This is a genomic window from Methanosarcina sp. UBA289 (assembly GCA_002496565.1).
Lineage (GTDB): Archaea > Halobacteriota > Methanosarcinia > Methanosarcinales > Methanosarcinaceae > Methanosarcina.
On the sequence record DAKJ01000024.1, the window covers coordinates 74,881 to 101,781 of the forward strand.

At 39.1% G+C, this 26,901-nt stretch carries 25 protein-coding genes and 2 tRNA genes; 16 read left to right on the forward strand and 11 right to left on the reverse strand.

The features are described 5' to 3' along the window. The first annotated feature begins 98 nt into the window (after window positions 1–98). From BP549_RS13310 to BP549_RS13355, 10 genes are all read left to right on the forward strand, one after another. Complete coding sequence (locus BP549_RS13310) at window positions 99–305, forward strand: hypothetical protein (RefSeq protein ID WP_292372988.1); 207 nt, start codon at window positions 99–101, stop codon at window positions 303–305. After that, window positions 292–453, forward strand: a complete 162-nt coding sequence (locus BP549_RS13315; protein WP_292372987.1) for a hypothetical protein — start codon at window positions 292–294, stop codon at window positions 451–453. The genes BP549_RS13310 and BP549_RS13315 overlap by 14 nt, the downstream gene beginning before the upstream one ends. A gap of 157 nt (window positions 454–610) precedes the next feature. Continuing rightward, on the forward strand, window positions 611–1,195 hold the full coding sequence (locus tag BP549_RS13320) for a YbhB/YbcL family Raf kinase inhibitor-like protein (RefSeq protein WP_292381381.1): 585 nt from the start codon (window positions 611–613) through the stop codon (window positions 1,193–1,195). A gap of 32 nt (window positions 1,196–1,227) precedes the next feature. Further along, complete coding sequence (gene msrA / locus BP549_RS13325; RefSeq protein WP_292381382.1) at window positions 1,228–1,758, forward strand: peptide-methionine (S)-S-oxide reductase MsrA; 531 nt, start codon at window positions 1,228–1,230, stop codon at window positions 1,756–1,758. Window positions 1,759–1,959: 201 nt separating this feature from the next. Further along, complete coding sequence (locus BP549_RS13330) at window positions 1,960–2,793, forward strand: hypothetical protein (RefSeq protein ID WP_292381384.1); 834 nt, start codon at window positions 1,960–1,962, stop codon at window positions 2,791–2,793. A gap of 115 nt (window positions 2,794–2,908) precedes the next feature. Continuing rightward, entirely contained in the window at window positions 2,909–4,006 is a 1,098-nt protein-coding gene (locus BP549_RS13335) for an NADH:flavin oxidoreductase (protein ID WP_292381388.1), read from the forward strand. 340 nt (window positions 4,007–4,346) lie between these two features. Beyond that, on the forward strand, window positions 4,347–4,925 hold the full coding sequence (locus BP549_RS13340; RefSeq protein WP_292372977.1) for a helix-turn-helix domain-containing protein: 579 nt from the start codon (window positions 4,347–4,349) through the stop codon (window positions 4,923–4,925). A 104-nt stretch (window positions 4,926–5,029) separates the two neighbouring features. After that, complete coding sequence (locus BP549_RS13345; protein WP_292373294.1) at window positions 5,030–5,458, forward strand: acyl-CoA thioesterase; 429 nt, start codon at window positions 5,030–5,032, stop codon at window positions 5,456–5,458. Window positions 5,459–5,585: 127 nt separating this feature from the next. After that, window positions 5,586–7,238 carry an AMP-binding protein gene (locus tag BP549_RS13350; protein WP_292381391.1) on the forward strand — a complete coding sequence of 551 codons (1,653 nt, stop codon included), beginning with the start codon at window positions 5,586–5,588 and terminating at the stop codon, window positions 7,236–7,238. A gap of 1,608 nt (window positions 7,239–8,846) precedes the next feature. Beyond that, complete coding sequence (locus BP549_RS13355; RefSeq protein WP_292381393.1) at window positions 8,847–9,632, forward strand: hypothetical protein; 786 nt, start codon at window positions 8,847–8,849, stop codon at window positions 9,630–9,632. 243 nt (window positions 9,633–9,875) lie between these two features. Here BP549_RS13355 and BP549_RS13360 read toward each other — a convergent pair. From BP549_RS13360 to BP549_RS13395, 8 genes are all read right to left on the reverse strand, one after another. After that, window positions 9,876–9,953, reverse strand: a tRNA-Glu gene (locus BP549_RS13360). Window positions 9,954–10,367: 414 nt separating this feature from the next. Next, window positions 10,368–10,445 (reverse strand) — tRNA-Glu (locus BP549_RS13365). A gap of 120 nt (window positions 10,446–10,565) precedes the next feature. Further along, on the reverse strand, window positions 10,566–10,964 hold the full coding sequence (locus tag BP549_RS13370) for a helix-turn-helix transcriptional regulator (RefSeq protein WP_292381395.1): 399 nt from the start codon (window positions 10,962–10,964) through the stop codon (window positions 10,566–10,568). Between the two features lie 31 nt (window positions 10,965–10,995). Continuing rightward, complete coding sequence (locus BP549_RS13375; protein WP_048107204.1) at window positions 10,996–11,220, reverse strand: LSM domain-containing protein; 225 nt, start codon at window positions 11,218–11,220, stop codon at window positions 10,996–10,998. Window positions 11,221–11,669: 449 nt separating this feature from the next. Next, complete coding sequence (locus tag BP549_RS13380) at window positions 11,670–12,068, reverse strand: DUF3467 domain-containing protein (RefSeq protein ID WP_292381397.1); 399 nt, start codon at window positions 12,066–12,068, stop codon at window positions 11,670–11,672. 199 nt (window positions 12,069–12,267) lie between these two features. Continuing rightward, window positions 12,268–14,748 (reverse strand): DEAD/DEAH box helicase, encoded by a 2,481-nt coding sequence (locus tag BP549_RS13385; protein ID WP_292381536.1) that lies wholly within the window; start codon window positions 14,746–14,748, stop codon window positions 12,268–12,270. Window positions 14,749–15,432: 684 nt separating this feature from the next. Next, window positions 15,433–16,209, reverse strand: a complete 777-nt coding sequence (mtnP, locus tag BP549_RS13390) for an S-methyl-5'-thioadenosine phosphorylase (protein WP_292381399.1) — start codon at window positions 16,207–16,209, stop codon at window positions 15,433–15,435. 89 nt (window positions 16,210–16,298) lie between these two features. Beyond that, entirely contained in the window at window positions 16,299–17,435 is a 1,137-nt protein-coding gene (locus BP549_RS13395) for a DUF373 family protein (RefSeq protein ID WP_292372960.1), read from the reverse strand. A 368-nt stretch (window positions 17,436–17,803) separates the two neighbouring features. On the opposite strand from BP549_RS13395, the gene BP549_RS13400 reads away from it, so the two are divergent. From BP549_RS13400 to BP549_RS13410, 3 genes are all read left to right on the forward strand, one after another. Next, the gene (locus tag BP549_RS13400) at window positions 17,804–18,148 is read left to right on the forward strand and encodes a hypothetical protein (protein WP_292381401.1); all 345 of its coding nucleotides are present in this window, start codon (window positions 17,804–17,806) and stop codon (window positions 18,146–18,148) included. A gap of 219 nt (window positions 18,149–18,367) precedes the next feature. After that, window positions 18,368–18,760, forward strand: coding sequence for an RDD family protein (locus BP549_RS13405; RefSeq protein WP_292381403.1), 393 nt, complete (start codon window positions 18,368–18,370; stop codon window positions 18,758–18,760). Window positions 18,761–18,894: 134 nt separating this feature from the next. Continuing rightward, on the forward strand, window positions 18,895–19,515 hold the full coding sequence (locus BP549_RS13410; protein ID WP_292372955.1) for a hypothetical protein: 621 nt from the start codon (window positions 18,895–18,897) through the stop codon (window positions 19,513–19,515). A 46-nt stretch (window positions 19,516–19,561) separates the two neighbouring features. On the opposite strand, the gene BP549_RS13415 is transcribed toward BP549_RS13410, so the two are convergent. Beyond that, a complete protein-coding gene (locus BP549_RS13415) occupies window positions 19,562–20,386 on the reverse strand; it encodes an alkaline phosphatase family protein (protein WP_292381406.1) in 825 nt (274 codons plus the stop codon). Window positions 20,387–20,693: 307 nt separating this feature from the next. Between BP549_RS13415 and BP549_RS13420 the strand changes: the two genes are divergently transcribed. Then, window positions 20,694–21,545: a nicotianamine synthase family protein gene (locus BP549_RS13420; protein ID WP_292381408.1), complete on the forward strand. Its 852-nt coding sequence runs from the start codon at window positions 20,694–20,696 to the stop codon at window positions 21,543–21,545. 523 nt (window positions 21,546–22,068) lie between these two features. On the opposite strand, the gene BP549_RS13425 is transcribed toward BP549_RS13420, so the two are convergent. Next, complete coding sequence (locus BP549_RS13425; protein WP_292372949.1) at window positions 22,069–22,269, reverse strand: hypothetical protein; 201 nt, start codon at window positions 22,267–22,269, stop codon at window positions 22,069–22,071. Window positions 22,270–22,421: 152 nt separating this feature from the next. On the opposite strand from BP549_RS13425, the gene BP549_RS15905 reads away from it, so the two are divergent. After that, window positions 22,422–22,643 carry a DUF5652 family protein gene (locus BP549_RS15905; protein ID WP_394339083.1) on the forward strand — a complete coding sequence of 74 codons (222 nt, stop codon included), beginning with the start codon at window positions 22,422–22,424 and terminating at the stop codon, window positions 22,641–22,643. A gap of 535 nt (window positions 22,644–23,178) precedes the next feature. Here BP549_RS15905 and BP549_RS13430 read toward each other — a convergent pair. Next, window positions 23,179–25,560, reverse strand: a complete 2,382-nt coding sequence (locus BP549_RS13430; RefSeq protein ID WP_292381411.1) for a hypothetical protein — start codon at window positions 25,558–25,560, stop codon at window positions 23,179–23,181. A gap of 548 nt (window positions 25,561–26,108) precedes the next feature. Here BP549_RS13430 and BP549_RS13435 point away from each other — a divergent pair. Further along, window positions 26,109–26,804, forward strand: a complete 696-nt coding sequence (locus BP549_RS13435; RefSeq protein ID WP_292381412.1) for a class I SAM-dependent methyltransferase — start codon at window positions 26,109–26,111, stop codon at window positions 26,802–26,804. Window positions 26,805–26,901 lie beyond the last annotated feature (97 nt).

Below are 26,901 nucleotides of genomic sequence, written 5' to 3' on the forward strand. Positions count from 1 at the left end.
CTTTTTATATTCCCTTTTTCAATACTGTGAAAATATGCTCACATACCACCATAATTTATTTATTGTCGACTTTCCCATAGGATTATGAGGGGTTTTCAATGAAATGTGAAAGCTGTGGAGCAGAGAGTGAAGGAAGGTATTGCAAGACATGTGGCGACATAATGGACGAAGTTGTAAGACGGGTAGGAGAAGCACGCTGGGCTGCAATCGATGATTGTTCATTTATCTATCCGCTTGTTCAGCGCGTGGCTAAAGGAGAACTTACAGTCCACGATATTATCCAATCTTTTGATGTGGAAGACTGAACTTGCTTTTTTCTTTCAGGATTTCAGTCTGAGGCTTCTGAAAACGGCTGTAAGGGCCTTTTCTTCTAATGTTTCGGCAGGCAAACAGGTTAGCGAAGGAGTTTGTCTGTTGCCTGCCGGATATCCAGTTGGGGGTAAATGTATCTGAGTTAAACCTTAAGTCAAATCTCTAAGTGCGTTATAAGGCTCAGTCTTTTAGGATTAATTTTAGTACATACCATAACCAAGGCCTTAAGGTTATATCTCTTTAACTTTAATATTACATTGTTGGGCAGTTTTCCTGCTGTCACGAGGTGGTGCTGTACATGAACAGACAGGCCGGTGGAGTTGTTTTGATATTCTTACTTGCAGGAATACTTTTGATTTCGGGATGTTTTGAAAAAGAGAATACAGGGACACCTGTAAGTAACGAATCTCCCGAAGCCGGCAAAGGGGATGAAAACATGAATATTCAGAATATAAAGGTTTTTAGCAGCGCATTTGCAGCAAACGGCAGTATTCCAGTAAAGTATACATGTAACGGAACGAATGTAAACCCGCCTCTGGAATTCGAAGGGATTCCTGAAGAGGCCGAAAGTTTAGTGCTAATTGTAGACGACCCTGACGCTCCAATGAAAACTTTTACTCACTGGATTGTCTGGAACATAGAGCCTGTAGCGAAAATAGAAGAAGACAGTATACCCGGGGTCGAGGGAATGAACGATTTCAAAAAGATAGGATACGGTGGGCCATGTCCTCCCTCGGGCACACACAGATACTTCTTCCGGGTCTATGCTCTGGACAGGCAGCTCGATCTTAAAGCAGGGGCAGGACGAAAAGACCTTGAAAAGGGAATGATAGGACATATTATTGCCGAAGGGGAGTTGATGGGAAAATACAGTAAGAAATAATTTTTGAGATGTGGAGAGTGGAGGAAAATCGAATGTCTGAAATGAATCCAGATTTCTTCGAAAATCCTGGGGGCAACCTGGAAAAAGCAACCTTTGCTGCAGGTTGCTTCTGGGGCATTGAAGAAGCTTTCCGCCAAGTTAAAGGTGTGGTTGCAACTGCCGTTGGCTTCAGCGGCGGGCATTTTGAACGCCCTACATACGAGCAGGTCTGTACTCTTGATACCGGGCATGCCGAAGCAGTTCGGGTGATCTTCGACCCAAAAGTGGTGTCTTATGAAACCTTACTTGATGTCTTCTGGAAAATTCATGATCCCACTACAAAGGATAGACAGGGTTTTGATGTCGGAAAACAATACCGTTCAGTTATCTTTTACCATGACGAGAAGCAAAAAGCTGCTGCGTTATCTTCAAAAGAAAAACTTGAAAAATCAGGGGCTTTCAAAAACCCCATAGTGACCGAGATTGTGCCGGTTTCCGAGTTTTATATGGCTGAGGAGTATCACCAGCAGTATTTTGAAAAGAAGGGCTTTCTGCAGAATGTTCTCAGAAGCTTGAAGAAATAATTCCTAAAGACAAAAGCCTTATAAGAATTTAAATTGATAAAGTAATCTTTAAAAAGCCCTTTAGCGGAACAGCGCTTAACTGGTGCTCCTATTACTTTATAGCATATTTTCTGTTTTTCTAGCTCTTTTAATTTTGTTGGATAATTTGATAAACGTTCTACCTAATACAGATATTAACTTATTAATTTTTGAGGCAATGTTATGAATTTTAAAATTCTAGCCGCTGTAATACTAATTTTATTAGGGATTGCCGTTTTTTCTGTTTATTCTGGCTCCAGCAACGAAGACATTCCGGACGACAACGGTATAATTCAAAAAATAGAAGTTAACAACAGCAATTTCTTTGAGGTTTCGGAAGATTGGGATGGCTTTGAAGCAGTAGTCATAAACACTGATAAACTCAGGAAGGATGCAGATAAAGGAAATGTGACTCTTAAATTAATGGGGGAAAATTTTAAGATTAGAATACAGGATGTTTCAAGAAAAAGTGGTGAAAACGGGTACTACTATTATTATACAGGACATATTATCGGAAGTAAACAGGGAAAAGCTGACTTATATATAGACGGAGAATATTTATATGGGTCTGTTGAACCCGGGGAGCCGTGGAATGTTACATACAATATTGCCCATACTGATAAAAGATATAAAGGAAAAATAGTTCACGTTATATTTATGCAAGATTGGGAAAAAGAAAAGGAAAGACTGGAAAAAATGGGAATTGATCCTCTACAATTTTCCCTCAGAAATAGTGATTCCAAAAAGCATGTAATGTCTATTGAGATTTTTGATTTTAATAATAAGTCCGTATTCAAAGAAAAATATACAATTAACCCCGGAGATACGATCTCTTCGCCGAAAATAAATGCCGAGTTGGGGCAATATAAGTATGAAATTATTCTGGATAATAAATCTACATTTGGACAAAGAGTAACGGCAAGTTACGCTGCTAATTTAGGTGGTTCAGAAAAACTGCATATTAATATCATTGATGATCCAGATAACCCCATTGAGTTCGCAAGTGAAATTGCCTGATTAAATTCTTTTCTCCTTTCTTGTCGCAGTTGAAAAGAACTTTAAGCCTAACGCAAGATTTCCTTCATCCAGGAATCCTGGATAATTATTTACCTTCCTGATCCTATTTTTCCTCATGATTTTTGACCCTATAACTGTCTGCAACCTGGAACTCCAGAACCGCTTTGTAAGGTCCGCAACTCACGAATTTCTGGCTGAGGAAGACGGAACGCCCACTTCCCGGCTTGGAGACCTTTATGAAGAGCTTGCAAAAAACGATGTCGGGCTGATTATAACCGGCTATTCCTATGTTCTTCCGGGCGGGCAGAGTGATATCTACCAGCAGGGCATTTATGATGATCGTTTTATTGAACCCTACAGGAAGATAACTGAAAGGGTGCATAGATACAAAAGCAAAATCGTGCTCCAGATCGTGCACGGAGGGCGGCAGGCGAACATTTCGGACGAATATCCGGTTCCTATGGCTCCTTCGGAAGTAAAAGACAGTCATTCGGCAGTTGTACCGAGGGAAATGACCGAACAGGAAATTCAGGAAATAATTGAAGCTTTTACAAAGGCGGCTATTCGAGCACAAAAGGCAGGTTTTGACGGTGTGCAGCTTCACTGTGCCCATGGCTTCCTTTTAAGTAATTTCATTTCTCCCTATACTAACAGGCGGACGGATCGCTGGGGAGGCTCGATAGAAAACCGAGCAAGGATTATCACGGAAATTGTCAGGCGCATAAAAGAGGAGGCCGGAGATTCTTTTCCCGTTCTGGTCAAACTAAATTCAACCGATGGCTTCCAGCCTGGTTGTTCAAAAGCTGAAAAGGGACTTGATATTTCGCAGGCGGTAGAAATTGCAAAGTTTCTGGAAAAGGCAGGAGTATGTGCAATTGAAGTTAGCGGAGGAATAGGTGAGGCAGGTGGGGTAACTATAAGGACCGCAATCAACAGTCCTGCCAAAGAAGCGTATTTCAGAGATTGTTCTAAAGCAATAAAAAATGCAGTAAGTATTCCAGTAATTCTTGTAGGCGGTATCAGGTCGCTTTCAGTTATTAATGATCTGCTTGAAAACGGGTTTGCAGATATGATTTCTATGAGCAGGGTCTTTATTAGCGAACCTGACATTGTCTTGAAATTCAAATCCGGAGAGGTTAAAAAAGCAAGATGTGTCTCCTGTAATCTCTGTTTTGATCCTGAGGGCATAAATTGCAATTTCCAGTTTGAGTAAAGAATCGGATAAATTTTAGTTATCAGATAAATTTTAGTTTTGAGTAAAGGATTGGATTCAACTTTAGGTTTGAGTAAAATCCTGAATTTTCTTTTTCCTTTGCCATTTAAGCTCTACTATATCTCACCGGGCTGTATCTGCCTGTAGTACTGTATCTCCCCTACCTGTTTTACTGTCCTACTTTACATTTGGATTTCATGGAATATTTAAACTCAAACTTTAACGTATAATTTTTATAATAGATTGATGCAAAAGAGATAAGCCTTCAAGGCTATCAATCGGATTCCGGTTTATTTTTTACGGAGTCCGCTACCTTAAAACATTTGTGAGGAAAGTAATAATGTCAGAAGAGAACCGTGTCGGTAGTAAAATACGCCAGCTTAGAGAAGCTAGGGAAATGACTGTTGAAGAGCTGGCTGAAGCCAGTCAGAGCAGCGAGGAATTAATCCAGCAGCTAGAAAACGGAGCCCTGGTTCCGTCCTTAACACCTCTCTTAAAAATTGCCCGGGCTTTAGGCGTACGTCTCGGTACTTTTCTGGACGATATGCCTCAGAGCGGACCTGTTATTGTCAGGGCAGGACTGTCAGAGAACGTAGTCCGTTTTTCGGGGAAGACTGAGAGGCCCAAGAAGAGTGCTCTTGAGTTTTATTCCCTTGCCTCGGACAAAGCAGACCGCAACATGGAGCCTTTCATTATTGATATTCATCCTTCCCCCGAGGAAAGCCACCAGCTCTCTTCTCACGAAGGAGAGGAGTTCATTTATGTCTTGTCCGGGGAAATCGAAATCTTTTACGGAAAGGATACTCATCGGCTAAATGCTGGAGACAGCATTTACTACGACTCTATTATCCCGCATGACGTCCATGCAGCAGGAAAAGAGGACGCAAAAATTCTAGCTGTAGTCTATGCTCCTCTGTAAAGTCGCAGTCAGGTAGAGGAGAAAGTAAGAACTTAATTTTAACTGGCTGAAAACTCCAGATTTAAGAAATTAAATACAAGTACTTGAGAGTTAAGGAATCAAAAATGTTCAGTACAATCGTTAGTCCGCGCTTTGGGGACATAGATGGGCTTGGGCATGTGAATAATACTGTCCTCCCTGTCTGGTTCGAAATTGGAAGAAACTCTATATTCCGGCTTTTTTCACCGGACCTTGATCTTAGCCCTGATGTATGGCATCTGATTCTTGTCAGGACTGAGTTTGATTTTCTACGCCAGATGTATTTCAGGTCTGATGTGGAAATAAGAACTTTTATTGCAAAGATAGGAAACAGCTCCTTTACTGTCGGACACGAGGCGTGGCAGGAAGGCGAACTCAAGGTAAAGGGCCAGGCAGTGCTGGTTTATTACGATTTCAAGCTCCAGAAAGCAATGCCTCTTCCTGATTCAATCCGCAAAATTCTGACAGAGCATATGCTTCCTGTGATGGATAATGCTAAAACGGATACGGATTGATTCCCCTTGCTCTATTTGAATGTACTTGACTGACCGCCCGCAAACCGGGCTTTGGAGTATACGAGACATAGCTGCTCGCAAGCCAACAGTTTCTAAAAATATGTAATGAATGTGAGAGGCTGAAACCATGCATCTTATAGAAGACTCCCTGGGTAAATTCTTTGAAAAACAAGTGGCTATAGATCCTGACCATGAGTTTATAATTTATCCAGACCGTAACCTTCGTTTTACTTATGGGCAGTTCAATGAAAGAGTTAATAACCTTGCAAAAGGGCTGCTCGCTATCGGAATAAAAAAAGGAGACCATGTGGGGATCTGGGCAAAAAATGTCCCTGACTGGCTTACCTTCATGTTTGCAACTGCGAAAATCGGAGCAGTGCTTGTTACTGTAAATACCGCCTACAAAAGCCATGAGGTAGAATATGTATTAAAACAGTCCGATATGAGGGCCCTGGCTTTGATTGATAGCTTCAGAGACGTTGATTATCTTGAAATAATGAATGAGCTGGTTCCTGAGCTCAAGAACTCGGAAAGAGGGCGTCTGAAAAGCAAGAAGTTTCCATGTCTTAAGAGCATAATCTATGTAGGACAGGAAAAGCACAGGGGAATTTATAGCACCAACGAGCTTCTACTTCTTGGCAGCCATTACCCTGATGACGAGCTTAAAGAGATTATGGAAAGTGTCACTGGTGATGACGTGGTCAATATGCAGTATACGTCGGGAACCACTGGTTTTCCAAAAGGGGTTATGCTGACCAGCAAAAATATCCTCAACAATGGGCTCTCAATAGGCGACCGTCAGAAATTTACCTATAAGGACCGGATCTGTTTGCCTGTGCCTCTTTTCCACTGCTTTGGGACCGTGCTCGGAATTATGGCAATTTTGACTCACAGGGCAACGGTTGTTATGCTCGAAGTTTTCGATCCCCTGCTTGCGCTTGCAGCAGTCCAGAAAGAGAAATGTACGGCACTCTACGGCGTGCCTACAATGTTTATTGCAGAGTATACACACCCGATGTTTGATATGTTTGATCTTTCGTCCCTAAGGACAGGGATCATGGCTGGTTCAACCTGCCCTATCGAAGCCATGAAAAAGGTCGTAAAAGACATGCATTGTTCTCAGATTACGAGTGTTTACGGGCTTACGGAAGCATCTCCAGGCATGACCCAGACCACTGTGGATGATCCTGTAGAGCTGAGAGTTGAAACCGTAGGGAAGTCTTTCCCGGGCGTTGAAGTCAGGGTAGTTGATCCGGATACCAATGAACCCGTGCCTACGAACACCGTTGGGGAACTCTGCTGCCGCGGGTATAATGTGATGAAAGGCTACTATAAGATGTCCGAAGAAACGAAAAAGGTAATTGATGAAGATGGCTGGCTTCATAGTGGAGACCTGGGAACCTGCGATGAAAACGGCTATTACAGAATCACAGGCAGAATTAAGGACATGATTATTCGGGGAGGGGAAAACATCTATCCAAGGGAGATCGAGGAATTCCTGCTTACCATTCCCGGAGTTACAGACGTCCAGGTTGTGGGTATCCCTGACAAAAAGTATGGGGAAATCGTAGGTGCCTTTGTGATTCTTAATAAAGGTGCAGATCTTACAGAAGCCGATATCAGAGACTATGCCAAAAGAAAGATCGCCCGTTATAAGGCTCCAAAACATGTATTCATTGTAGATGAATTCCCGCTGACAGCAAGCGGTAAGATTCAAAAGTACAGGCTAAGGGAACTTGCTGTCGAACTTCTTAATAAGCAGGATGAAAACAACAATTGATTAAAACGACAGCTATTGAAAAATAGTTTATCAAATATTATTTTCCTAATTGGTAGTGCTATCGGCCATTCAGGTCGATTTTTATTTTTCATTCTGATTTAATTCCTTAATTCTTTTGCTTTAAAATTTAAAGCCATCAAAAAATTAGATGTCAGCAAATTTTAAGGATTGATCTTATTTTTGGAGCATATTGGAAATTGTTCTTCTATCCAAAAGTTTATGATACTACAAAAACGATAGGCAATTGAATATTTGACGTAATTTATTATATATACAATTTCAGCATTAGAAGGATGTAGTTGTAAGAGAAGCGCAATAGTGCACCTTTGTGCATAGCGTATGGGGAGTTTTTTGTAGGGGTTTCATCCGATTGAGAGCTCAGGGATCACATTAGGAGCTCTCAATCAATCACCACATCAATCACAACCAATTAACAACCAATTGAATGTCTGCACTGTTTCTCTTACAGCTATGAGAAGAATATTGGGGAGTATTCTTCAAGGGGGTTTCACCGATTGAGAGTTCTAGGGTCATCAAACAGAGCTCTCAATCAATTACCAACCTTTAACTTAATTTTAACTTAATTTTAACTTAATTTTAACTTAATTTTAACTTAATTTTTAACTTAATTTTTAACTTAATTTTTAACTTAATTTTTAACTTAATTTTTAACTTAATTATATTTTTAACATTTATATAAAATATACTTATGATCTTTTAGCGTCATTATAAAATAACATAGTTTATTATTCTGGAATAAATTGTATTAACAATCTAATTCTTCTAATTTTAGAAGTTCAGCTTTTGAATTATCCCCAACCCTTACCTTCAATAAATCTTTCAAACAATCTATAACTGCCCTATTCTATTTAAGTCCTTTGATGAGTCACTTTTATGAGGCACTTCTGTTTGTATGAATACTAACAAAAGTAATTTATTCTTTAATTGTATGGATTTTTGTTTCTAAAATTTTTTATACCAATCTCCGCGAAACAGACCAATTAAGGAGTTTTGGTCTCTTAATAATTTCTTTGTTAGTTAATGCTTTTATTAGTACAAAGATTACTACTATTGTTTCTTCTATAATCCGGATTTACTTCGGATAAGCTGATTAAGTTTTATACTGCTGCCTGCCAAAAATTAAATTTCTATTATTGAATCCGAAATATCAGATAGTTTATATTAGCCAGCTTATGATACATTAAGTGAGATTTTTACCTTTTTATCGCTATCCGGCGATAAAATAATCTTCTTATTTAGTAATACTGGCTTAACATCCGGATCATTAATTTTTTAGGAGCTAGATAATGAATTCCTAAGCTTTGGATAAATCAGGAATGGTTTGCTACCTAATAGGCATAAATGTGGCAGAATTCCGGATTAATATAAGAAATTTAAAGGGCAGGAGATTGATTTCTATAGGAAACCTAATCTGGAGTAAGGGGACATAGGATTAACAAGAATTATTGTGGGGTTGGTATTTCGCCATTTAATGAAAATGAGCTTGATGAAGTCAGGACTATTGAAGACGGATTCAAAAAAGCGTACAGTGGGGATCTGAGAGGAACAGTAGAAGCTCTTGAAAAACTCAAGGGTTTTGTATTCCAGTTGATTCATTTAAATGCTGATGCTGAAAACGAGTTGGATATAAAAACACTTATTGTCTCGATAGGGGATATAGCGAGGGTAACTGCTGAAATGAAAATGGAGCAGGCATGTTCAGTGTCAGGGCGTGTTCTTGGAGATATAGCACTTGAAGCTGCTGGTGAGAAAAGGGAACCACTTGCTATAAAGGCTTTGTCTATTGTCGGGAGTCTTGCCTTGGAGTTTACGGAAAAAGGCTTGGATGCAGCAGCCAGAGGTGTAGTTGAGTCGCTTGGAACTTGCGGGAAGACCTTTTCAAGACAGAATATGGAAACCCTGACAAGTCTTTCTGAGATTTACCTTATGCAGTTGTCCCTGAAATCCCTCAAAAAAAAATCTCATGGTGCTGGTATTGCTTCTATAGGCTTCCTTGGAGAGATTGGAGTTACTTCGGTAGAACAGGCAATAGAAACTAGTGCTCTGGAAGCTGCAGTTATTCTTGAAGATCTGGGCAATGCCGCTGTAAGGGGAAACAATGAACCTTATGCAAAGGCAGTGATTGAATCACTTGAAAACATGGGCACTGCGGTCTCTAAACACAGTCTGAAAAACATCCTTATCCAGATAGCATGGTCTTTGGAAACTATCCGGGTGCTCACTTTGGAACGGGGCTTGAAAGGAGCTTGCTTTGCCGCCAAGGCTGCGCTTGAATCCGTTAACACGGCAGGTCTGCTTGATGCAGAACAGAATCTGGAAAAAATCAGGGAAATTAAGGAATTTCATTCTTTTATTCTTAAAAAAGTTAAATAAGCAATTGGGGAAAGCTAGAGTTAATGAAGCAGATCTGGAGGGTTGAACACTTAAGATCTTTAACAAACCGGAAGTAGAGCCTGAAAAATATATCTTTTCTACATTTAAATAAAAATGACCAAAAGAAAGAAGTCAATATAAAAAACCATTGTAGAAAAAACATTACATAAAAGTCTCTTTAGAAAAAGTCATTATATAAAAGAAGTTTAATGTAAGAAGAAGTTTAATGTAAGAAATTGAATATGGTGCTCCGGCCGGGATTCGAACCCGAGTCTTCGGCTCGAAAGGCCGGAATGATTGGCCGGACTACACTACCGGAGCACATCGCATCTCACAGCGAAACCTTCAATAGACTTAGTATTATATAAATCTGTCCCTTACCTATCTCTTCTGGCGTAATCTATTATCCAGATAACTTTTTATGCAACGACTGTTGAAATAATTTTATGTCATATTTATATATAAAACGCAACTTACTGTAAATAATTTCTTAAGTTTCACAGGATTTTCTAAAAAAGATGGTCAATACTAAGGAATTTGGGCGGCCAGGCTATAGGTCATGAACTTTCGCGCTCAACCTCTGTATAGGCAATTGACAGCGTTAATTCTGCAAAGTTGCATGTTAAGAGAAAACCGTAATTATCTTAAGGAAGTCAAAAGAACAATTTAGCCAACGCAGTATAAAAATACGCAATGAAAAAGTACATCATGAAAAATTTATTACAAAAAAGAATATGGTGCTCCGGCCGGGATTCGAACCCGAGTCTTCGGCTCGAAAGGCCGGAATGATTGGCCGGACTACACTACCGGAGCTTTTGTTGTGTCTTATTTTCCCTTATTGAAGGGGTTCTTCAATAAGGGGTTCTTCTATATATATTTAGCGGCTGTCGGCACTTTCGAGAATGTTATTGGCTGTTGGATTCTAAATCTCTCTTAAATATCTTCATCTCCATCATCATCTTCGATATCAGCTTTAATTTCACCGGTCTCTTTCGATCTTTCAGCTTCTTCCATGAGATTGCCAATCCATTCACCGAGTCTTCCGCAATATTCGGGTTGACAATCGCCGGTGCAGCCTGTACAAGCCGAAAACAATGATCCTGCAAGCAAGAGGTCGTATTTTTCCTTAACCTCTTCCTTTGCTTTCAGTAGGTATGTTCTTGCCCCGTTTGAGACTCCAACCTCTCGTATAATTAGGTCTTTATCCAGAAGCTTTTTTATGATCCTGGAGCATTTTCTGCTATCGATATCCAGCTCTTTCCAGATAACGTTCTGGAAAACGCCTTCTTTATGTCTTCTTATTATATTATAGGCTTCTTCTTCAAGATCCATGATTCCACACTAATAAAGTTCCTTATGAAGTTTATTCTTCTACAGGAGTGATCAGTATGATGTTATTACCCCGAAGCACTACTGAACCAAGAGAACGAACTTTTTCTCCCTTTACAATCTCCATGGTATCTACAAGATGAAGGTTCATGTAGTCATCCACACTCTTAAGGGTACCTTCAAGCAGATTAAGGTCGCCTTTCATCTCTACCTGGATCCTTGATCCAACGATTTTCTGAACTTTTTTATTTGGGAACAAATTTAAACCCTCGCTGATTTATTCTCAATCTTCCCCGTACTCCCGGGTTTATGTTTTTACATCCCAAGCCGGTGCGGGACAAGCCGTATCAGAGCCACATTCACGCCTGCAGTCCGCTTGTTGCCTTTATCAGTCGCTTACTGCCAGTAACCGAAAAATTTTTCTATATCGTCACTCCACCGGCTTTTAAGAAAAACTAAAAATTACATACCCTTTACAGAGATATATAACCATCGATCTCCAGAGCTCTTAAAAGATCCCCAAGATCAACTAGATTCTTCCAGAAGCCACATCAAGCTTCCGAGTACCAGGATTTACAGGACACTTATCCTAATAACTGCTCCTAATAACTGGTTTTTGGTCAAGCTTTTTAAAAAAAGCTTGTGTGGCTTACAGGACATCTATCCGGATAAATGTAAAAGTCATATACATAAGGGCCAGAGAGAATATCAAATGTAACCCTGGAGGTCTGTACTTTCATCAACAAGCTTTGCAGATTCCTTTCTCTGCCTCGGGATTGCTCTTGCAATGGGTCCGAAAACGGATTCGTATTCATTTATATGCTGGGTCAGCCAGCGGGAAAGCTCAAGTGCAGCTACCGGAGAGAGTATTACTTCGGTTTCTATACGTCTCTGGATAACCCTTGACTCTGAGGCATCCCCGAACAGCTTTGGAGTGTCATTGTAAAAACCGATCCTAAAATCATAAGGGCTGTGCCCACCTGCAGCTCCTATAGCATATATCTGCCTGAAGTTTTCAGGTTTCACAAATTCGATTGTAATGCCTTTTTTAGCCTTTTTAGGAGCTACACTTTCGATATTTTCCCTGGATTCAATATCCTCGGTCATAGAATTACCTCTACTTTTGCTCTCAGAGCATCTGATCAGGTTAGATCTCATGTGCTGCCAGCTATTGAAAAGCCGGCGGTTCTATCATATAAACAATGCAGTCCTGCATAAGCAGGAACATCTTCAACTCATTATACAGTAAACTCATTATACAGTAAACTCATTATACAGTATTATCTGCAAAAACGTTTTTGATCTTTTAACCCTGGACTTTCTTTTTAAGTCTTTTTGCTTCTTCTGCAACTCCCTTTTTGGAGTGTACCTTTGCTATCAACTCTACGGCATCAAGGTTTCTGACTGCATTATCCAGGTATCCGAAAACGTCACCCTGGTATGCCGAGATCCCGTACTTATCTTCAAGTTTCTTTACAATCTCTGAAGGGTCAAGCGCTTCTGTACGCAGCTTAATTATTTTTTCCGAAAATTTCTGTTCTGCGCAGCCGCAGTAAGGCGAATCTTTGCATAAACATGTTAAAAAATCCGAAGCAAAGTTTAACAGGAGCTCCCGAATTTTTGCATCAAGCTGGGAAAGGGACTCCCCATCAAAGATTATATCAAGGGTAGCTCCCTGAAAAATCCTTGAAGGCATATTCACATGCAGGGAGCTTCCTATCTGGTTTGCGTACTTAAAATAAGCTGCATCGAAAAACTCCAGGTTCGTTGCAATTTTCAGGGGTTCATTCTCTCCAAGCACTGCATCCCTGATCAGAAAAGCTTTTGATACCGGAAGGAAATGAGCCGTAATAATTTTTCCAAAACGCGTAAGCGTTATTCGGTTTCCTTTTCTTTCCACAAAGCGATAACTCTGGAGGCGCAAAATTAGTTTGTCAAGGTCGTAACTTCCGAACATCAGGTTATGGATCATCCTAAGATCCTGCACCGAGGAGGTAACTGCAACTGATGCAAGTACTTCCTCAAGCTGTTCAGCTTCTCCGTAATGTACGCCTGCTGAGAGCATTTCTCCCTGGAGTAATTTAATTGCAATTTCTTCTTCTGTATCGGATTGGGAACCTGAATACGATTTTCCAGGTACGGGCATAAGCACGACAATTCCTCTGTCGTGGTAATCAGGTCTTCCTGCCCTCCCGCTCATCTGCAGAAAATCCTGGACTGAAATCCAATCTATTCCCATTGCTAGGGACTCAAAAATTACCTGGGAAGCCGGAAAATCCACACCTGCCGCGAGAGCAGCCGTGGTCACAATTACTGGGAGTTCTCCTTTTGCGAAACGAGTCTCAACCCTCTTTCTTTCATACTGGGAAAGCCCGGCATGATAGGGCGCCGCCTGAATCGAAAGAGCCCCTGCAAGCTTGTGACAGTTTCGGCGAGAGTTTGTAAAGACAATTGTCTGTCCTCTATGCTTTTTGGAAGAGAACATTGAGTATTCTTCTTTCGCAAGATGGGAAATCAACTTTGACTTTTCGTTTTCCTGGCAGAATAGGAGATGCCTGTCAATAGGGACAGGTCTGTGCTCATAACGGACAAGCCTGGCTCCGAGTTTCTTTGCATAGGCTGCAGGATTTGCAACAGTTGCCGAAAGATAGATGAATTGAGCTTCGGGAGCCACGTATCTCAGCCTTCCTATAAGCCCGTCAAGTCTGTGACCTCTTTCCTGGTCTTCTAGAGTATGGACTTCGTCTACTACCACAGTTCCTATCTTACCCAGAAAATCGGCATTTCCCGACCTCAGCATATGGTCTATGCCCTCGTAAGTCCCTACAATGATATCCGCACTCGGGCTGGTCTGCATTTTCACGCGCTGAGATGTTTTTATGAGAATTGCCCCTATCTTTATGGAAGTGGTAAGCCCGAGTTTTGAATATCGCTCTTTGAACTGATCATACTTCTGGTTTGCAAGTGCAACTAGGGGAACGAGGTAGAGCATTTTTCCTTTTTTTTCAAGAAGGTTCTGGATGCCTGCCATCTCCCCTATAAGGGTCTTTCCAGTTGCTGTTGCCGAGACTACAAACTGGTTTTTTCCTTCCAGAAGACCGGCTTCTACCGATAACGCCTGGACAGGTAGCAGGGTCTCGGATTTCTCGAGCAGCATTTCCTTAAATTTCTTTTGGAGAGGAAGGCTCTTTACTCTAACTGTGGCACTTGTAGGATTTGTTCTTATAGTATCGTAACGTGTGAACTCAGGATCTAGCCTTTCAGGGCTCAGCATCCTGATAGTCCGTCCCAGATCTCTGGTTTTCGAGAGCACCTGCTCCAAGAAATCTATGGACTTTTCCCCATACTTAACATCAGCTGTATGTACTGCACGCAAAAGTTCTTCTTTTGCACAGTCCAGGCAGATAAGTTCATCATGGTATTTGATAGATTTACTATTTATAAAGTTGAAACGTTTCTTTATCCAGCAGTGTTTGCAGATCTTAACTTTGTCCGCGTTGAGTTGGAAACCTTTTAGCATTTCCAGAAAAGCAGCCTCATTTGCAGCATCTCCTCCTTCTGCGAGCATTATCCGGTTTGCACTGCGTAGGAGCTCTATGAACTGCTGGGGAGGAATGAATTCTTCTTTTTTCTTGCCGGTGAGAAGCCTTATTTTATGAGGACGAGGTCCTTTGTAACTATCCTTTATAAGGAGCTCAGCCATATAAATCGGCTGTTTCATCCGGTCCTTTATAGCCATAACTCTTATCTTCGATTTTTCAGCGTAGCCTAGGACCCAAAGCATGATTTTTTATCCTGATATATGAATGGTGTAAGTAAGCTTTCTCTTAAAGCCTGTAATTACCAAAGTCTTAAACTTCGAAGTTTTAAAAGTTAATGTTATGCTGTCTTTTTTTGCTTCCGGCAGCATAATTTGCGTTTACAGGTGAAAGTCTATTCAAGTCTCTTAAATTCTATGCAATTTTATAATACACTTCGAGCGATTATTTACATTTAGGTCATTTTTCGGTATGCATTGCTCTATTTTCTCTTCCTAAGCAAACCTTATGTATCTTCCTTATTTATAATTTTATCACATTTGCTACCTCACCTTATAGGCAACTATTATATAAATATTTTATTACTTATTTTTTATATAAATACAATCGTCGCCTATTGGATCTAGTATCGATAGTATTGAATAAGCTATTATAAGAAATTGTTTTAAGAAATTATTTTAAGAAATTATTTGAGAAGAAATTATCTGGAAAATAACATCAAGAAAACATTTAATGAAAATGTTTAATGGCAGTATTTAATTAAAATATTTTATGAAAATCTTAATCGAAAATACCAGAGTAGAAATTCTTTATATAAAAGCAACTTCCCTGTTGCATATTTGAATATGGTTTTACAGAACGAAGGGTAAAATCCCTGAGTCTGTAGTCCAGGGAATATTTTTGTCCAGAATATATTTTGACTCAAAGTTAGCTCACAAGCAGGCTCCTTCTTTCGCAAACCTGCACCTGCAGTTTCGAGTTTCCGGAATATTTTCTATCGTGTCCGAAATAATCTCAAAGATAGCTTCCTGAGCTTTTCCCACAACCTCGGTGACTTCATCAGCGGTCAGTTTCTGTGTGGTCATTCCACAGGCCTGATTTGTGATGATGGCAAGAGAAGCATAACAGAGACTGAGTTCTTTTGCAAGACTTACTTCAGGTACACCGGTCATGCCCACAACATCTGCAAACTGGTTCATCATGCGGATTTCGGCTCTGGTCTCAAAACGTGGGCCTTCCGTACAGGCATAAATTCCCTCGGCATAGGGAAGCCCGTGCTTTTCCAGAGCATCCCTGAGAGCTGTCCTGAGTTCAGGGCAATAAGGTTCAGACACATCGACATGTACGGTCCTGTTATCATAAAAGGTAGAAGGTCTGTTCCGGGTAAAATCTATAAAATCATCAAGAACTACAAAGCTGCCCACTGGATGTCCTCGCATAGACCCCACGGAATTCGTAGAGATTACACGCTTTGCCCCAGTGGAATGTACAGCCCAGATATTTGCCCTGTAATTTATTTTGTGAGGAGGAATATGGTTTTCTCCTGCGTGCCTGGGGATTACTGCAACTTTCTTCCCTCTTATAGTAGTGAGATATGCTGTAACTTCCCCATATGGAGTCTGTATTGACTGGCTTTCAAACTCCTGGTATGAATTAAAACCAACGCCACCGAGCACTGCAACTTCAACATTTCCATCCGCTTTTTCCATTTTTTTATCTTCCTGATGGGGTTTTTACCCTGATTTTCGATCTCTTCTAGCCTTATCATGCCTTAAATCCTTTTGCAGGCCGCCTGCGATCAGGTAAGTTTTTTCTTTCTTCTATCTCTTCCTTTATTTCCGTTTTCGGAAGCCTGGTTTGATACGCTGTATTTTATGCCTGCAAGGGCGATAAGAATTGCAACTGCGACCGAATATACAAAGTACTGGAGGGCAAGGGATGGATTATTGGCAATGCCGTCCGAAAGGGAAGCTGTCGCTAAAATATATGTGCTTGCGCCCCAGAAGAGCAGCCCGGTTGCAATCACGAACAGGGAAATCGCGACATTTCTATAAATGGGTTTATCATCCATCCTTAAATCGAAGATTTTTCCGAGATTAGCAAGCAGCAGGGCTCCTGCGTACCACCAGACTGAAGCATTGATGAATACTGAGACAAGCGTAAGGATTCCTTGATACCATATTCCTTCTGCGGAATAAAGCTTCCATACTTCCATAGCTCCGTATGAAGTTGCTACAAGGATTGTAATCAGAGCAGCCGTATAGCTGATAAAAACCATTCTCTGTTCCAGAAAAGCGTCCCAAAGCCTTTCTTTTTCAAGAGCGACAAGGTCGTCCAGCCCAAAACCCCTATACAGCATGTAAAGCCCTACAGCTGCAAGAATTCCTATAATTGCACCTTCTGGATAGTGGGCAAGCAGGAATATTGCATAAATGAGAAAAGCAAGCCCTAAAGGTACAAAGAAAGTCTGTGAAATCTTTGGGTCGCTAAAGACATGTTTCAGGATATAATAGGTACTTTCCAGATTTTCACTCTGCATTACTACGATTCTTTTTACGGAGTCAATTTTCATGCGTGATTGGACAATAGGCACAAGCGTTTCGTCCTCTGCCCCATCCGAGACAAATATCGCTCTCTTCACATCATTCGTATTGAGAAATATTTCGAGCTGCTCGGCAATTTTCTGGTCTGAGATAACTCCAACGTTTTTGTCTCCTGCAAAAGAAACTATTTCAGCGTCGGCTCCTTTTGCCCGCAATTCATCAAGAATTTTGATCCCACCGAAAATCGTATTGGTATCAGAATCCTCCGGGTCTGCGATCCCAAGTGCGACAGCAGCGTGAACATTTGCCTCCCGTCCTATTATTGGGGTTTCGAGTTTTGCTTTTTCGCCTAGATCGTTATCTCTATCTATGCATATAACTAAGGTCTGCATATCTCCTCTATAACCTTCAATGGCTTACTCTATCGCAGAGAGCTGATTTTTCCTGAATACGATATCCTGATTCGGCTGCTACATCTTTCCTGCCGGAGTTTTACATAAACTCTTTTAATCAGTTAAGTTGCTTTACTTTTTACAAGCATACTATTTTAATTTATACTTTATAAGCTTGTAACGTAACAGTGTTTGTTTCAACAGTGGTTTTGACAGTGAGGAGTTTTACGGTATTTTAAAATAGAATTTACTCTTTACCTTTAAAGATAATTTTATAATTTGGAAATTCCATAAGTAAATATCTACAAAAATAGTCTCTCTTTTTGAGAGAAATTCATTATTTATATCAAAAATAAACAGGGGTTTATATGGCACAAACAATGGAAAATGAAAGTAAAGGAACCGAAGCTGAAAAAAAGAGTTCCAAAATACAGGAAAAAGTTGGAAAGCTTGGAAATGACATTGACACTCTTGCAAAGAAGACAGGGGATGAAGCCTCTAAACTTGCAAAGGGTATAAACACAGAAATAAAATCCCTATCAGAGGAAATAAAATCAATTGACGTAAAGAATGAGGTAAAGAGTATCACTGCTAGAGTTGACAAACTTGTTGATACAACAGGCGATAGTGCAAAAAAACTTGCCTCCGAGATCAAGGCTGATGTAAAGAAACTCGTAGATAAGATCGAAATCCCGATCTCAAAGAAAAAATGAAAGCTATAAATTGACAGATAAGAAGATAGGAATCTTCCAGATTAGAAGGTAAATCTCTTCTCTACCTTCTCTTTTATTATCGGTTTTGCTTCCCAATGTACATTCATTGAATCATTTATGACTCCATATTTTCAATGTTTTTCGTTTTTGTATTTTATTTAAAGAGTTAACTTTATTATTCAGCACTGCATCTGTATAAATTAAATTGGAGAGAACAGAATGCAATCATACTCCGGAATTTCCAGAAGGCTTATAGCCTCGATAATCGATATTTTTGTAATTATTTTCCTTTTTATGTTTCTAGAGCTAATTACAGAAACCATGAATAAGACCCTTTTTTGTGTCCTGTTCTTCCTCTCGACGTGGGTTTATTTTGTCTTTCAGGAGAGTTCAACCCTAAAGTCAACAGTGGGCAAGCAAGCTATGAACATTATTGTTACTGACCTCAACGGAAACAGGATTTCCTTCATTCAGGCAACAAAGCGCTTTATTATGAAAATTCTCGCTGCAATTCCTTTATTTACAGGATTTTTGCTGATTCTTTTTACTTCAAAAAAGCAGGCTTTTCACGATATCATGGCAAAGACCGTGGTATTTGTTCAGGAGGACTGATTTATTACTTTTTACTTTTTTCGTCTCACTTTCCTTTGTATCAGTTTTTTTACAACGAGTACGTTTTTTTATTATGATATCTTTATGATAAATGGGAAGTCATTTGCTGCCAGAGCAGTTAAGGGAAGTTTATTATGCCTATTTCTTTCAATCAGCACAATTTGATCCAGAACAATCCGGTAAGCTTTCAGAGATCTATCTCAAATCATTCGCTTGATATCTCTTTTTCTCCAAAACCCGTGGAAGAAATAAAACTCTTTCTTGATATGGATGGAGTCCTTACGGATTTCACTGCCGCCTGCGAAAAGCTCGGTGGCAATATGATGTTCTTGTACAGCAACGATAGAGAACTCTTCTGGAAAAAGATCACATCTGCAGGAATCGAGTTCTGGTCTGAGATGTCCTGGATGCCCGGAGGGCAGGAGCTACACAGTTTCCTTAGAAGCTCGGGACTTTGTCCAACAATTCTTTCTGCGCTTCCCGGGCCTGAGAGGAAAAAAGCCTTATTCAATGCGAGAGAGGGAAAAATCAAATGGCTCAGGAAAGAACTCGGGTCATCTTATGCAGAGGCCGCAATTCTCTGTTACCGCCCGGAAAAAGCTTTACAATCAGGGATTTCAAGGGTTCTTATTGATGATAACTCCGAAAACATTCGCGAGTGGAAAGAAGCAGGAGGTATCGGAATTCTGCATAAGAACACCAGCCGGACAATTCGGTGTTTCAGCAAAGTGCTTGAAGTCGAGCAAAAGTTCTGATCTGCTAATTATACAGGAAATAATTTTATAGGGAAAAACAGAAAAATTAGGTTTCCTTATTGCAGGCTACAATAAGAGCCACAAAATTTTGCCTATAGTTTTTGATATGTTCTCCTTCCGCACTCTTTAACCACTTTTTCCCACCGTGAATTGTGTGATCTCCACAGATGAAGAAAGTCGTTCCTTTTTCCGCATGCCTGTAAATCTCGCCAAGGTTTTCATCCACGAATTTTGCAGCCTTTTCCAGTTCTTTCCAGCTTTCTGCCCTGTGGGAAAAACGGTCAAGGGTTCTGAGGTGAACTGCCAGGATATCAGGATTTTCTTCAAGAGCACGTAGTGCATAATTCGTGATATGAAGGTCATAATCCAGGATATCTTCGGAATCCGGCACCCCATAAAAATCTTTTATTCTCCCCCTGAAACTTTCCGCACCTTCTGACTCTATGACTGCGGATGCTTTCATGCCTGATCTGTAAGCCCATTCCATGATGCTTTTCAGTTTCGGATTTTCCGAGTCTTTTGTCCTTTCGGTATAAATGTCCGCAGTTGAGTAAATATTATGCTCTTCTGGCAGATATCCTGTAAATATTGAAGCAATCGCAGGGGATGTTATAGTTGCCGGGGATTTGCATCTAAAGAGGAGTCCTTTTTCGGCAATTTTAGTCAAGTTTTTCATTATCGGAGAAAAATATTTATAAAGAGAATAACCCAGACTGTCTACGACAATAATTACTGCTCTTTTGCAGCCTCTTTCCTTAGCGTAGCTCTCTACTTCAGGAATTGGCCTGCCAGTGGGCGGAACCATAGGGATTTTCAGCAGTCTCGAGATCGTAGGGGCAATATCAATGGTGTTGCACTCTAAAATTTTCATATTCTCTCCAATATATATCTGGCAAGCCGGCTTATATGTGTTTCCTGTATTGCTTATACTCAGATATCTGTAAATAATTATACTAATCGAGTTTGAATATCCAAGGGCAGAATAAATGCCGGAAAATGAAGAGTTCTCTGAAGTACGATTTCCTGAAGAAGAAGGATTTTCAGAATTTCCATTCCTTGGATAATCAGTCTTGTTAACCAAATAGCCGGAGTCGACTTTTGCGGAGTTGAGAGTTTCTACATTGGGTTTTTCAACAGAAATATATTCGTGTGCACCATAATACTCTTCGGGGATTGGTGTGGTTAATGTGATTAATGAGAATCTGAAATTCTCGGAATCTATTCTTAAAGAAATTTTCAGTTTGTATCAAGAAATAAAGGCTCTTTCTGATGACGAGATCCTTTCCTGCTCTTCAGAAAGGCCCAAAAAATTATTTCTGAAACTGGATGCTTTAATTACACAAAATTTAGAAAGTGATGTAGTTTCTATTCTCCTGGACAAAAAGGGTCTGGAACCAATTTTCGCTCACATTAACCGATTCAGGAACTTATATACAGTGAGACTGGAAACCATGTACTCAAATGAAATCCTTGCAAGCCAATCACCCTGGAATGTGCTTGAAAATTATCCCTTTTACAAAAATTATCTCAGGCTAATCAGGACAGAATATGAAGGTTTCGGATTAAAATCCGGAGACAGGATTTTTTTCCTCGGGAGCGGGCCACTTCCCCTTACCCTTATTGTTTTCTTCAAATATCATGCGGTAAAAGGTACAGGGATAGAGCAAAACCCTGAAAGGACAAGGCTTTCAATAGAAACGCTTGACAAGCTCGGGCTTTCGAAAGACATCACTATTATTAACGGAAGCCATCTCTCCATGAATCCAATTGATTTCCTGGATCCTGATGCCGGGTCAAAGGCTCTCATAATAGCTGCCCAGGCTGAGCCTAAAAGAGAAATTCTCGATCATTTATTAAAAGTAATACCTCCAGGGTGCAGGATTTCTTATAGGATCTACGAGAAAGGCTTGATGAGGCTGGTAAACCGGGACTTTTTGCTTGATTTGCCCGAAGGTTACAGAGAATATAAGCGAATCAAACCCGAACCTCCTGCATACAATACAGTTGTATTTGTTGAGAAAAAAGAATAGTCACTCTGAAAATCTGGAGCATCACAGGAGCTTTTCCGTTACTCGTTATCGGTGCAGACATTTATTATAGGGCTTTGTAGAAATTCTATTCAAATCAACAGAAACGGATCAGATTCAATTATAAAAATCCAGTTCACGCCTTGTCAAAGGTATTTGAGATTCTTCCAGCTACAGGATTTCTACAGAGCCAAATATGCCCACAATTATAAGAACCAAAAGTATAGGAATGAACAGAGGATTTCTTTTTATCATATTTATTCCGCCTCGTATTTTTAAGTAGCTGGATGACATATGTTCTTCATGTAGTTCATACATAAGGATTTGTTTGCATTACTAAGCCTGTCGACAGTCTGTCTACTTACCGATATTCGATCTGTCAGTGTAACATGCAAATGTTTTATTCAGTATAGTCTCACCTCGCATATCAACACCATAAAATTAGGGATATATAGCTAAAATTAAACTATGTAGAATATATCCAATAAATATATAATAAACTTGTTTTATTTATAATTTTGAGGTATCAGATGATCGATTCAAAAAATGTTCCCCGATACGCACAATCTCTTATTTTCCGCAAAAGGGCATCATCTCTCAAAAAAGTAACCTCTTTCTCAATCGAGAACTGATACCCCAGACAGATCTTATACGGGCTGCAGGCATCTCTTCTCCTGCAGTTCACAAGATCAAAAAATAGCACGTCAACAAATCCGGCTGAGGCCACCGATTATCCAGCATCTTTTACGCTAGTGACCTCTAGCCATACTTCAGATATTTTACTTTCCTTTTATCTCAAGTTTCACATATCATACTTTATGGTAATGTTAATAAGTGCAAAGCTATTTAAATTTAAACAACGTGTATTCAAAGAGGAAAATGGTAGACACTTCTTTCTCATTGCTTCAAACAAATCCACAACTTTCAGTCCTGATTTTAATTCTGGTACTATGGGAGTTTTTCTGGAAGGGTATAGCTCTATGGAAGGCAGCACGAGAATCTCAGAGATACTGGTTTATCGCTATACTCATTTTAAATACAGCTGGTATTTTACCTATCCTTTATATTTTCTTATTTAAGAAAGGGAGAAAGGGAATATAAATCAAGAATATCAATCTACACATCTTTTAAATTTCTTTAATGTACTGCTATGCTTTACCCCCAACTTTTTTGCTTCTTCAAGGGGTTAATGCCAATATTTTCTGCTTAATCTCTTCTTTACTAAAGAAAACGTGTGGCTTAATAATGATAAACTTTCATTGTTCTATGTTAAAGACACTATACTCAAGATATTATCAGGAAGACTAGATAATATTTAGACTAATATAATAATAGGACAACAAGCGGGAGTAACCAAGCGGTCAACGGTTCGTGGGTTCGAATCCAACCTCTCGCACCAATTCCTTTTTCCTGTAAGCAATAAAAAATTGTACTCTCTATTTTTCTCTTTGTTTCTTTTATTATTTAGCCTTCTCGACTTAGTTCTCATCTCAAATCGTGGAACTCATAAAAATAGAAATTGGATGTCTTAAATATTAGATAGTTTATAGATTAGATCTCAACAATGACTATGAGGCCAAGCCGTCTATTCTTTATTTCAACATCTATCGCCTAACTCGTAATAAATATGAATGTCTTAAATTTTATCCAAAAGATCAATAGACTCAGTTCCATTAATATGAAGTTCCAGTTGGTCCTTAGGGGGTAAAGAAGCTTTTTGCCAAGACTTGTACTTTCCAAGCACACTCATATCTATTATCGCTTCCATTGAACGTGCTCCATGTTTATATTCTGGAACTGTCAGGAGAATTGTTAATAATTTGGGATCAATTATCGCCGTCCCATTTACCCTGTATTTAGGTCCCTTCTCACATTTTACAATTATATTTGGGGCCTTTTCTTCAATTAAAGAGCGCAATATAATTGCTCGACGAATTATGTACGCACCGTCACTTTCATCTATTTTATTAGGTCCAAGAATATTCACGTAACCTCTTAAACGACTTACAAAATCAGGGCACTTTTCTGCAGAAGATTTTTCTGTTGCAAAAGTTAGATTTTCTCTTGGATCGTTTTGTTTATTAGAACGAATACCTATGTTCTCGCAGAACTGCTGAAAATCTTTATAAATTCCTCCTGCAAAAACAAATATCGATCTCCCAATAGGATGCATACTTCCTTGGTCCATGAATTCTCCATCTTGCATAGGTACTAAAAAATATCTTAACCATCCAAGAGGCCTATTTTCAAATGTGCAATCAAATTCATCAAAAAATACAAGTGGAATTTTTCCATTTAGTGAAATATCTCTAACTCTATGAAAAGCACTTGCTAAGTCTGCTGTAGACGTAAACTGTGAAACATTAAAACCTATAATCTGTATGTTTTCAGAATCAATAATTTTTGAAACTTCTGTTATTCCAAAGGATTTTCCAGATCCAGGATACCCAAAAACAGCAATTGATAAAGGCCTTGACTTTTTTTCAGAGTAAATATATTCTTTCATTATACTCATTATACTTCGAAAACTTTCTATTTCTGCTCTATCTACAGCAGTTAGCTTCCCAAAAAATCCTACAGGGAAATGTTTAAGAGCAGATGATCCGTCTATTACAATTCTTTCAGCTACATTTAATAAATTTTGTTCTTTATCTTTTGTTTTCTCTTCCAAAATACTCCAAAAAATAGGATGTCTCTCTTCAAAATAATCCATATTCGGTAACTCAATACATTCGAAACGATTATCAAGTTCTCTTCCATTTTTTTGACTAGAGCCAAATAATTTTTCAATAGTTTGATCAAATATATTAGGGGGTTCTAGCTGTTCAGAGCAATCGTTTCCTTTACTTTTATTCTTTTGATTAGAGTCGTTTTCATTATCAACTGATCTTGCTTCATACGTGTTTTCATTACTCTCAGAAATTACTTTTTTAAGGTTCTTCTTGACACTCCCATGCCCGTTCTTTATAAATTCTTGCGAGTTAAACAAACCTTCTCCTATACCTTTTTTTATACCTTCCTTTAGAGCTTCATCAGAAAGATTATCTTCACTAATCAATTTAGAAATTAGGTTAGAGGTCAATGAGGAAATGAAAATTGCCGAACTTCCTCTCATCGAACCAAACTTTTTAGTATCCCAAGATTCTTCAATTGAAGATACATCGAAATACAAATTTGAACTCTCGATCCCTCGTCTACAATTATTCTGCACATGATTACCAGAATAATGAATAACTCCTTCAGTACCAAAGCGAACAATTACATTTGGTAAATTCTTAATGCACTTTAGCTTTTCGTTTGTATTTACTTCCCATACAAATTCAAGAGCAGTTTTTTCCCATGAAATAGAGCGACTTATATTTGCTCCCAATTTTCTTAAGTCCTCTGCATTTAAAACTAAGATTAATCTTTTATTTTTATGTACTTTCTTCCATAATTCCCCTTCAAAAAGAGGAATGTTCATATAGTAGATAATTATTGGGTTTTTATCCTTTTTTATCGCATCTGGCCATACTTTCTCTGTATCACGAAATCCATTTCCAATATCATGAATCACAACTAATTTAGCATCTTCGTCATCGTTTTGTATAACAAAAGCAGGCGGATATAGTTGATAAGGAGGAGTTATAACTCCTCCATAATTCCTAACTCTATATACTTTATTTTCCAAATCCGATTCCGAAATTGGGAACTGATCTAGTTTTATATTCACATGAAGAACTTCATTAGGAAATTGTAACGAACACCAATATTCGGATTTTGAATCATCAAAAAGCTTGGGCTTTTGATCAAATATTGAAACAACTTCACGATCTGGGTAGCATTTACTTAACATTCTAGATATGAGAATTGGACCTGTAATTTTAGGGCAAACGTTCAATCCATCATACAATTTCCAGTTTATAGTTTCATCTTCAATTTTTGAATTAGAAACTCTTGGCCAATAATACCAATCAACAGTAACGTCGCCAGCAACAATGATCTTTAGAGTATTGGAAGAAAGCATATTCAGTCCCACATAATATCATTTCTTTTAATTTACTAACACCATCTTTTAATTTATACTGTTCGATGGATAAGCAGCCATAAACACATACCTGTCTAATCTTAATAATTCTGATAATGATACACGTTATCGGTACATCTGATCCCAAAAAGCTGAAATTTTATAATAATTCAGTATATAAAAACCGTTGATTTTAGTTCTCACTATTCAGAGTATAACATAGAGGATTATATTTTTAGAAGTAGATTAACCAACATGCGAGAGTTGCCCAGCTAGGTCAAACGCGCCAAGTTTAGACCTGTCTTTTATTTTCGTCTTTGCTCAATTATTCTAACTCGTTTGCTTTTTATGGAGTTGCGGCAAGAAGATACGTAAAGGATCTGAACTCAAGATCTGGTATCGAAAAGGATTTCCTGGGTTCGAATCCTACCCTCGCACTAAACTTTGGGTTTATGGGTAACCTAAAAAACGCAACGCTATTGTAGATAAAATCTATCTAAATTATATATTTAAAATCTCTGTTAGTTATAGTATTTTAAATCTAAAAGGAAGTAAATCAAATGAAAGGTGGAAATAGGGATATTACTGAGACCGAAGCTGGTGTGGAAAAAAACGTAATTAATATGCAACAACCTCACTGGGAGAAGGTGTTTGGAAGTACATGTTCTAGGTTTGGAGATGAACCGAGTTATCCTGCTAGAAAAGCAGCAGCTATTCTTGAGAAAGAAGGAAAGAATAAAATCCTCGAATTGGGATGTGGTCAGGGCAGAGATACTTGTTTTTTTGTCAGTAAAGGCTTTCATATATATTCTCTTGATTACACTGAAGGTGGACTAAAGACAGTAGAGGAAAAAGTCAGGAACATGGGGCTTTCAGATTCTATAGTTACTCTAAAGCATGATGTCAGAAATCCTCTCCCATTCGAAAATGAAACTTTTGACGCTTGTTATTCCCATATGCTCTACTGCATGGCACTGACGACATCTGAACTGGAATTCCTCACTAGTGAAATAAAAAGAGTGCTAAAGCCAGGAGGGCTTAATATTTACACAGCCAGGCATACTGGAGATGCACAATATAAGACTGGAATTCATAGAGGAGAAGATCTGTACGAGATTGCTGGCGGTTTTATAGTGCACTTCTTCAGTAGAGAAAAGGTTGAGCGCCTAGCAAAAGGGTACAAGGGGCTTGAAGTCGAAGAATTCGAAGAAGGAGAGCTTCCAAGAAAACTGTATCTGGTAATGATGCAAAAATAAGCGAAAATACAGACTTAATAAGGACGAAGATACAGACTCGGGTTAAATCGATGCTTATTACACAAAAAACTAAACGAAGATAAAAGTTGGCTTTAAA